The sequence below is a fragment of the Anaplasma bovis genome (genome assembly GCF_036903315.1).
GTDB lineage: Bacteria > Pseudomonadota > Alphaproteobacteria > Rickettsiales > Anaplasmataceae > Anaplasma > Anaplasma bovis.
Window position 1 is genome coordinate 1 of record NZ_JAWLNY010000051.1, and the last position, 6,997, is coordinate 6,997.

Annotated in this window: 4 protein-coding genes; 2 read left to right on the forward strand and 2 right to left on the reverse strand. The window is 41.6% G+C overall.

What is annotated here, in order from left to right:
• Positions 1-922: 922 nt before the first annotated feature.
• Together R4I06_RS03965 and R4I06_RS03970 are read left to right on the forward strand one after the other, a co-directional pair.
• Complete coding sequence (locus R4I06_RS03965; protein ID WP_334414267.1) at positions 923-1,087, forward strand: hypothetical protein; 165 nt, start codon at positions 923-925, stop codon at positions 1,085-1,087.
• Between the two features lie 272 nt (positions 1,088-1,359).
• Positions 1,360-2,007: a hypothetical protein gene (locus R4I06_RS03970; protein WP_334414268.1), complete on the forward strand. Its 648-nt coding sequence runs from the start codon at positions 1,360-1,362 to the stop codon at positions 2,005-2,007.
• Between the two features lie 467 nt (positions 2,008-2,474).
• Here the strand turns inward: R4I06_RS03970 and R4I06_RS03975 are convergent, their stop codons facing one another.
• Complete coding sequence (locus tag R4I06_RS03975; RefSeq protein ID WP_334414270.1) at positions 2,475-4,502, reverse strand: hypothetical protein; 2,028 nt, start codon at positions 4,500-4,502, stop codon at positions 2,475-2,477.
• A gap of 357 nt (positions 4,503-4,859) precedes the next feature.
• Entirely contained in the window at positions 4,860-6,413 is a 1,554-nt protein-coding gene (locus R4I06_RS03980; protein ID WP_334414271.1) for a hypothetical protein, read from the reverse strand.
• Between the last annotated feature and the right edge of the window lie 584 nt (positions 6,414-6,997).

Sequence of the window (6,997 nt, forward strand, 5' to 3'; positions counted from 1 at the left end):
GGGTGTTGTAGTAGGTGCTGCATTAGGTATAACAGTAAGTGCCGGAGTTAGCTGTACCGCAGGGGCGGCTGCAGGTTTTGCCGCCATTGGTGCCATTGGAGTGGCCTGTATTACACGTTAAAGCAACTGAAAACCTAAGGTAAAGATGTATGACACCAGCATGGAGTGCATACCCTAACCCTACTGTGAATTACCGCTGTATTTCCCGAAGCCATATATCGTACACAATGGATAGATATTGCTCGATGTGCACCTAAAGTTGTCTTTTGCCGCAACAGCCGTAGTTCTGCAATCTTCTAGCAGAATAGTCCTTTATTACCATGATATAGCTATTGATAGTGTTGTAGGAGGACTGAGGACGCCGCCGTGTGGATAATATAAGTTATGGGTGCAATGCAATAAGTGTAAAAATGACCTGCATTGCACCTCGTTAGAATGTGTATTCCCTACCATAACTCCTGGTGCTCAAGAGCCATATATGGTAACGCGTGTGGCAGAATGTAAAGCTTTTAAGGCTACGGCAAAAAAATGTCATATGGAATAAAAAAAAAGTGGGACATAGCTTATCTCCCTTTTCATCTGATAAACATGGAGTCAAATTGGGGTAGAGAACGTATGATGCTTATAGAATGCTGTGTGTTGCAGGATAAGCCCAGTCACCATCCTTTGTTTTAAACGCACAAGACATTATTCCAGCAGCGTAATCTTATAACCACGTCTCAAGCGTAATTGTGATAATTCTTGTAGGATTTGATGCCACTAGAACGCTGTGCGTGTTGTAAGCTTAGTTTTGCTCTCTTGTGGAATTCACAACTGCAAACATGGCAAAATGTGTAGCTATTGATAGCTATTATGCCTATTGAGAATAGTTCCACTGCATTGTTGGCTCTGGAAAGCCAGGCTAGGGAGAGGAGATTTATGTATGATGCAAAGCACGGTAATAGGTGATATCGACTGCGCTATTATATCTATTGAGCCACTGGTTTTTCTGCATTCTAAGATTGTATGGGGGTTGATGCTTAGCTTGCTTCCTCTGTTGGAAACTTACAATGCAAAACGCAGTAATACGTATATTGAGCCATTATAGGTACTGGTTTTTCTTTCTTCTAAGATTGCATGGCTCAATGATTTGCAGTGTTATATACGATGTGTATAACCAAACAAATACGGAGATTGCCATGCTTCCCTGCATTTGATTGGACTCCAGTGAACGCTTTTACCATGTCACCATTTTGTAAATCATTGATGCATGTTATATAATTAAGATCTAACTCCATTTATGGTGGTGTGGAAACATGAGAGTTAAGAGCGAAGTAGAAATTTTAGAAGGTAACAAGGTTACCTTTAGGATATGCGACATTGAGGGGGGGGGGGAAGTGGACTTGTGAGAACAAGGTACTGCCTACATCTCCTCATCACGTAACGTCTTTACGTCTTAATTTAATAGACTGCCAAGAAAGTCATTCTAACCCAGCATGTGAAGTTATTCAGGAAGAAGAGAAGACAACCGCAGGGTGCTTTCCTTGCCGCCACACTAAGAAAAGAAAGAAAGTTGCTAATGGACGGCCTTTCAGTACTCGTGGTTCTTATTTTAAGAAATATCTGTCGCGAAGGGCGTGCATCTTATTTTTGCGCCTTGGTGGGATAACTACTGGAGCAGCTACTACTGGTCTGGTGATTGGAGTAGCTGGAGGTGCTGCCGCAGCTCACAAGTTAGATGCAATGGCAACAACGCTGCAACAGTTTTCTGATTTACTGAATTCTTTTTCTAAGCTACCGGCTAACGTGACAGAGATACAATCAGCCTTAGTGAGTAATGTTGATACGATCTTGCCGACCAGTAGCATTTGGGGGTATCTTAAGGAAGCCATTAGTGGGGTACTAGGCGGTACGCAGCAGATCTCTGTTGTACAGCCAATAAATGTGCCGTCAACAACCCTTGCACAAGCATGTGTTGCATCAGTAGCTGCTGTTTTGGGCATTGCTATAGCAGCCGTAGTTCTGTAATCTTCTAGCAGAATAGTCCTTTATTACCATGATATAGCTATTGATAGTGTTGTAGGAGGACTGAGGACGCCGCCGTGTGGATAATATAAGTTATGGGTGCAATGCAATAATAAGTGTAAAAATGACCCGCATTGCACCTCGTTAGAATGTGTATCTCCTATCATAACTCCTGGTGCTCAAGAGCCATATATGGTAACGCATGTGGCAGGATGTAAAGCTCCTAGGTTAAGGCAACAAGATGTCATGTGGAATTGAAGAAGTGATGTATAGCTTATCCCTCCTTTTCATCTGATAAGCATAGAGTCGAATTTGGTGTGGAGAACGTATGATGCTTATAAGACGCTGTGCGTTGCGGTGTAAGTTGAAGATTCCACCTTAAACAGGGTAATCTTACAACCACATCTCAAGCGTAATAGTGATAATTCCACCAAAAAATTACTAACACCTGAAGTCTGACTACCAGAATTTCAAAGGTTGCCTATCCCCCTACCTTCTCCGTAGAAAAATGTGTACGCATCAGTCATAAGTGTTCCTACATTTTGCAGGAACGTACGAGTGATTGAGACAGCGGAAAGTAAGGAACTGGGACATGATGAGCATAACCATTCCTTGGTGCACTGTACAACATCGCTAGTTGAGAATGAAACCCCGGAAGAAGGGAGACATTGTTTTCTCTTTCCGTACTCATATATGCTGCGTAGTTCACCAGCATTTTTTGTAATGGGACGATATACTGCGTCAACGTTCAGAGCCTCATTCAACACTTCATAAGAAAATAGCACTTCTGGCATTCTATAAAGGATAGAAAATGAAGGAACCTTCTCAGGTAGTTCTCCTGGGAATACCATTCTAGAAGACTCAAAACGACCATTCCAAACATATTCATGGAAGCCTTCGTAAAACATCGCGTCAAAAATCCTGGCGCATGATAAGAACGTACGGTGCATATCCATCGCCACACCGTACATTCCATGTATTGCTGTTCCAGTAGATAACTCAAGTGAGACACGCAAGTCGACAAAGTCATAAAGTTCGAAGCATGCGTACCGTATGTGCTTGCTAACTTCTAGCATTCTAAAGCACAAATAATCATCCTGCGCATTTGTGATGTTTCTACCATTTATTCTGCGCTCTCTAACACATTCTAAGTATCTTTTTATTGCGCTCTTTCCGCCCATGTAACCTACAATATACATCGCCGCACGCAAGCTACGCATTGCTCGTTCTGTGGTCTTAATTGCATGTGAGATATCCATTAGCGAGAATGCATTGGAAACATGTGAGGACAATGAAAACCCGCTCTCCTTATTCTTGAAGCTTTCTGCTACATTTTCGCGAACTATGCTCAACATATGAGATATGGATTGAACATGCGATATTGCCTCCATTAGGTTCAGAATTATGGAACTGCACTGAAATGGGGAAAATACGTCCCAGGTTAAATCATCGTTGGTGCCAAGCGAATACTTAGTATACGCATCTGTTGCGTGCTCAAAGATATCGCATGCATCACGGGCAACAGATACAACATTGAGAAATATAGTAAAACTAACGCCGTCTATGGGGAAGTATTCGTAAGTTTTTCCATTAGCTCCTGAACATAGCTCTTCAGGAATACCCAAATGTGAGCACATTTTGAGAGTCATACTCGAAAGCTTGCGTTTTGCAGCGATAAATCTGGTGACAGCTATGCGACTCACCGTAGATCTAAGATCTCCCGGGACATTTTCAGAAACAAGCAGAGCAATGCTGATAAGCGAACGTATATAACTGTGCATCGCTTCGTAATAGTCTTCAGCTTCCGTACTACTGTCTGGGGATGGAGAAATACAAAACATGAAGCATGAAGCAATTATATACGCAGCTCTACGTGCACTCATAGCTGCCATATGAATAAACGCATGCCCCAGTGGATCCAGGTTACGTAAAGTTCTATCCCCATGCCATGGGGTATTAGGAGGTCCACCTCTCCCTCTTGCAGCAGTTACTTGTAAGACGTTTATAGCAGTTGCTAATGTGGAAACTGCATCTTCTAAGGTGTGATAAATGGGAGATTTCTCTTGTTCTTCTCTGTCATACAAAAGGGGTATTAGAGCCTCCAAAGCCTGGTACATGTGCCTAAGTGCAGTATTAACACGATGCAGTTCGGACCTATTTATTACTACACGCAATGATCTTGCAAGTGTGCTGCACAGCAGTCCGTACCTCGCAGTTTGAACATCGTCCACAACTCTAGACAATATAGTATCTATATCTTCCGGTACGGGATTGGTATCGTCAATCTCACCATACACAGCTCTAGAAACAAGTAGGCCGGAGTCTTGCCTAGCCCTGCCAACCATGTAACATACATCTTGAAGAGTTTCCTCCCAGTAGTGCACAATCTCACGTCTTGACCTCAGGGAATAGTCTAGAGATAAACATGTCCTCCTCTTCAGGAGATCCAAGCTTTTAAACAACTGTGTAGAATACGATTCCCACGAATACTCATTCATATTAACACCACACACAACATATGCGGAGTTTATCATGCAACGCGTCAATACAACAAGATGAATGACGTATGCAGGAAGAAGAAGAGCTGCTAGTCGGCCACAGGATGGGAATTTTATACATATCTTCAGGATGGGAATTTTATACATATCTTAAAGCTATACATCAGAATTTGTATGCAAACTATGTTCAATAAATTATGATCCAATAAAATGCAGCTTGATATTAAATAACCAACGCGAATTGCTGCTGTGTGATGCTCTTTTGTGACTGAACTAGCCAGTAGTGTGGCTTTAGGGTTCTTGTGTTTAACAACATTCCATATGTAGGGAAGAGATGCTTTCGTGATAGTCTGCTGTTTAGCAAGCCTTGCTAATTGCTGTGTGATAGGCTCTATTGACGGTACCTACCAACAGTATAGTGCTAGGTTTTTTTTTGTGTTTAACGCATTCTGTAGGTTGAGTAGATGTGCGCTCTATTTTGCAAGAATAAGGATCTTGTGAATACATGGAAATATAACCGCCATTACAGTCTGCTGCTGAATATCGCTTGCAACGTGCTTTAAGCTCTTTTAAGACTATCTTCAGGCTGTTTAGGGCCGACTCTTTTGATGTGCAATTTTCAGTGTACTCGGTGGGAAATAGGTCATTTCCATGTGCCAAATTACGAAGCACCTCACCAGGATGTAGTAGATACGCAGCTCTTATGGAGCATACAAGTACGCTTTCAAGAAGTTGAGCAAACTTCTGTTCTGGCATACTAGTTGCTATGCTTGCAAGGTGTCTTATCTCAGTGCAGATTTCGTGTATGTGCGTTAGTATTTCGCGCGTAACTGTCGCAACCATAGCGGAATTTCTAAATTTATGTAATCCTTTCAAAGATGATAAGAAACGCTCTTCAATGTTTTTAAGTCTTACATTAACAGTACATGTTGACAAAAAAGAGACACGCACAGGTTCCTTCTGTTGGTAAATAAGAATCATCAAGCGGGAACGGAACATAGCATCCAATAGAAAGAATCGCAGAAGAAAGCTGGCATTTGCATGTATTACACACGAACTGCTTTTAGTCGTATCTTCCATGTACTCCTCCATAGAGGATAAAAAAAGAGATGCAGCGATTATAGGAACATTGCCACAGTGTTGTGCTGTTGACCAGGTACTCAGCGCTTTCATACACTTCTTCAGCATGACCTCCGAATGAGAAAATTTTAATTTGGCGATTGTGCCTGCAATATTTCTATATTCGAGGGGAGTGTTGCTAGAAATCAACTGCGCAGCGTATATTGTGGATCTTATATAGGAGAGTTCTATAACTGGGTATTCGATGTTATTGTATAGCGCGCGCTTGGAATGTGCACGTTTAGTAGTGCATGATAAATATGTCATACAGCATGCAGTTACATATGCAGATCTATGAGAGCACTGTACTATATGATTTATGCCGTGCTTACCTACATCTACTTGTGGCTTCTGTATGATCAAAATGGACTTTACTATATGTATAAAGGCATCCTCCAAATAGTCAGACACGAACCTTGTGCGGAGATATTTAGTTACTCTGCTATCCGTACACGTTATGTAGAGAGAAACGTTCTTCAGGATACTGTATAAACCCCATAGTAGCTCTTTTCTAGATTCTTCAGCAAAAAAGCTATTAGAATGCTGCTCCCAGGAGCGCACTTCATTTGTTAGAGAAATCATTGCGCTTCTAATCGACGCTACATTGCTTGCATTATAGCTTTGCGACAAGGCAGCTAGCGCAGCTGCTTTGTCGATTTTTGAACAGGCTTCTTCCAGCGCTCCAATCAGTTGCTCAAAAGCATCGTTTGAATCATTAATATTTTCCCATAGGAGAGATATCAGGTCATCGTACAATTCTGCATAAAGTTCGCAATAATATTCATGAAACACGACTTTTGATCTGTATCCTACAAGATAACCGGCATGCAGGCTGCATTATAGATACAAGTAACGCATAACCAGTGGTACATATGCACACACATTACAAGTATCTGCATATCATACCTTTACGCGCGTGCATACTATGCCTTCCTAACACCCATACGAGTTGTTATGGGCAAGATAGAAATTGTTAAGAGTTTAAAATTAAGGTGTGCAAATCTAAAAAGTGCATGGCCTGATAGCCTTTACGCTGTAATTTTACAAATTCTGGGCAGCGTATGTGTGAATTCCACAATGCCATGGTATCAAGCGTGATAATGAGAAAGAAGTTGATAGTGCGAGTAAAATATGAAGTAGGGCACATCAAAGGGTATGCGAACACGCTTTTTGCGCTTCAATTTAGGTCGTAATCGCAAAGTATCATATGGTGTAGCACATACTTTTCTGCAACATAATTACATATAAGAGGGCGGTAAAAACTTTTTTACAATACGAAAAACAGGGGAAATGAGTTGGGTGAGGTGATGCGCCACAACTATCATGTGAGAACAACGTAGTAAGCATACACATGTCTTATAATCTACGTTATGAAG

What these genes read in the sequence shown, in the direction of transcription:
- R4I06_RS03965 (WP_334414267.1), top strand. Translation starts at nt 923, where the DNA reads ATGATGCAAAGCACGGTAATAGGTGATATCGACTGCGCTATTATATCT.
- R4I06_RS03975 (WP_334414270.1), bottom strand. Translation starts at nt 4,502, where the DNA reads ATGAATGAGTATTCGTGGGAATCGTATTCTACACAGTTGTTTAAAAGC.